Raw genomic sequence first — 2,517 nt, 5'->3', positions numbered from 1 at the left:
AAGGCTTCTGTGAGGTCCGCATGCTCGACGGAGCCACATGGCGGGACGTCGGACCTCATTGCAAGCCGGATTGAACGGAGGCGCGGGTAGGTTTGGCGCTATGGGGATTGTAGCCTGGAGGAGCGGTCGGGATCGTCGGTGCCGGGCTGATAAAGGGCGTTCACGATGCGGCCACAGCGAAGGATGGCACGGTGGAAGGCGGAACCGTGATAGCGCGAGCCGTCGGACAGGCTGCAGTGCTTTCTATCGCCGGGCTGGCTGCTTGCGGCTTTGTGCGGCGGGACAAGGGTCGGGGTGCCAGCGCGCATGGCGACGGATACCGTACCGGGTGATGTAGACGCCGGCGCGATCATGAGGTGTCGTTCCAGAATGAGCTCGGCGGTGTCTGTCCGCACCGCCAGATGGCGAGCGTGATCATCCGTCCTCCACAGCATAGGCAGCGGTGCGCTGCCGCAAGGGGCTCGGCGGCGGCGCTTTCGGCATCCGCTTCGAGGTCGTCCTGCTGCGGGCTGGCCAGAAGCCTGCGGCACAGGTCGAGCCTGGCAGCGCGATGACCATTGGCGAGGAAGCCGTAGTGGCGGATGCGATGGAAGCCGTCGGGCAGCGTGTGCAGCAGGAAACGGCGGATGAACTCGTGCGCGTCGAGCGTCATGATCTTGGTCTTGCCGCGATGGCGATAATCCCTCCAGTGGAACGCGACCTTGCCGTCGGCCATACCGATCAGCCGGGAATTGGCGATGGCGACGCGATGGGTATAGCGGCCGAGATAGGCCAGCACCTGCTCTGGCCCGCCGAACGGCGGCTTGGCGTAGACCACCCATTGACGGCGACGAGCCTCGGCGAGCAAGCGGGCGAAGGCATCGGGCTTTGCCAGGTGGGCGAGATCGCCGAAGAAGCCCAGCCGCCCCCCATCATGGGCCGCTCGCAGCTCCTCCAGAAAGCGCCGGCGGAACAGACGCGACAGCACGCGCACGGGCAGGAAGAACCCCGGCCGGCAGGAGATCCATCGCGTGCCGTCGGGCGACAAACCACCGCCCGGCACGATGCAATGGATGTGGGGATGGTAGGTGAGCGTTTGGCCCCAGCTGTGCAACACCGCGATGAGACCGATCTCTGCGCCGAGATACCTGGAATCCGCGGCGATCGTGCGCAGCGTCTCGGCGGCCGCCTTGAACAGGATCGTGTAGACCGCCGCCTTGTTCTGGAAGGCGATCGCGGCAACCTCGGCCGGCAGCGTGAACACCACGTGGAAGTAGGCAACCGGAAGAAGCTCGTCCTGCCGCGCGGCGAGCCAGTCCCGGCAGGCCTGCCCCTGGCACTTGGGGCAATGCCGGTTGCGGCAGGAATTGTAGGCCACGCGGATCGCCCCGCAGGACCGGCAGCCCTCCACATGGCCGCCCAGTTCGGCGGTCCGGCACAGTTCGATGGCGCTCATCGTGCGGCGCTCGACGCGTCCGAGATGGCCGATATTGACCTGTCGATACGCCTCGCCATGGCGGCGGAAGATATCCGCCACCTCCAGTCTCGCCGACATGGGCGGGACCGTCAGCCCGGCGGCACGACTTCGATGTTCAGCCGGTCGAGCGGGCTCGTCGTGCGCCGGATGAGGCCGTTCGAGACCTTGGTGTAGCGCGCCGTCGAGGAAAGATTGTTGTGGCCAAGCAGCACCTGGATGATGCGGATATCGGTGCCGTTCTCGAGCAGATGCGTGGCGAAGCTGTGCCTGAGCGTGTGGACCGTCACGCGCTTGTCGATGCCGGCGGCGGCTCGCGCCGAGCGGCAGGCCGAATACAGCACCTGCACGTCGATGGGCCGATTGGCGTCTCGGCCGGGAAACAGCCAGCCCTGCGGCTTCGCCAGACGCCAGTAGACCCGCAGGATACGCAGCAGCTGCGCCGACAGCATCACGGTGCGGTCCTTGCCGCCCTTGCCATGCTCGACACGGATCACCCCGCGACCGCTGTCGATGTCGCCGACCTTCAGCCCGACAGTCTCCGAGGCGCGAAGACCTGCTGCGTAGGCCGTCGTCAGCGCCGTACGGCTCTTCAGGCTCGGCACCGCCTCCAGGAAGGCGACGACCTCGTCGGCGCTCAACACCACCGGCAGCGTGCGTGGCGAGCGAGCATAGACGATCCGCTCCGGAATCTCGGCATGGCCCAGCGTCACGCCGTAGAAGAACCGCAGCGCGCACACCGTCTGGTTCAGCGCTGGCCACGAGATTCCGGTCGACACCAGATGAACTTGGAAGGCGCGGACGTCCTCCAGACCGAGCCGGTCCGGCGAACGGCCAAAGTAGCGCGAAAACTTCGCCACGGCATGCACGTAGGATCGCTGCGTGGCCGGCGACAGATTACGGATCGTCAAATCCTCGATCATGCGCCGGCGAAGCGGGCTCAACTCGGCCATTTTATTGCTCCTGTTCTCAAGATTGCGCTTCAACAGCCGCAATCCTCCAAAACAGAAGCTTCACCCGCAAACCGACCCGCCAAATGCCGCGTCAGCGGCTTCGTTCAATCC

2 protein-coding genes are annotated in these 2,517 nt (G+C 65.9%); both read right to left on the bottom strand.

Annotated features, from left to right (window positions below):
- Nucleotides 1-349: 349 nt before the first annotated feature.
- Nucleotides 350-1,534, bottom strand: a complete 1,185-nt coding sequence (locus D3227_RS40130) for an IS91 family transposase (RefSeq protein ID WP_120019438.1) — start codon at nt 1,532-1,534, stop codon at nt 350-352.
- 11 nt (nt 1,535-1,545) lie between these two features.
- Complete coding sequence (locus tag D3227_RS40125) at nt 1,546-2,406, bottom strand: site-specific integrase (RefSeq protein ID WP_120019439.1); 861 nt, start codon at nt 2,404-2,406, stop codon at nt 1,546-1,548.
- Between the last annotated feature and the right edge of the window lie 111 nt (nt 2,407-2,517).

The organism is Mesorhizobium waimense, from assembly GCF_003601975.1.
Lineage (GTDB): Bacteria > Pseudomonadota > Alphaproteobacteria > Rhizobiales > Rhizobiaceae > Mesorhizobium > Mesorhizobium waimense.
The sequence above is the reverse complement of the archived record's forward strand: the minus strand, read 5'-3'. Positions and strand labels throughout refer to the sequence as shown.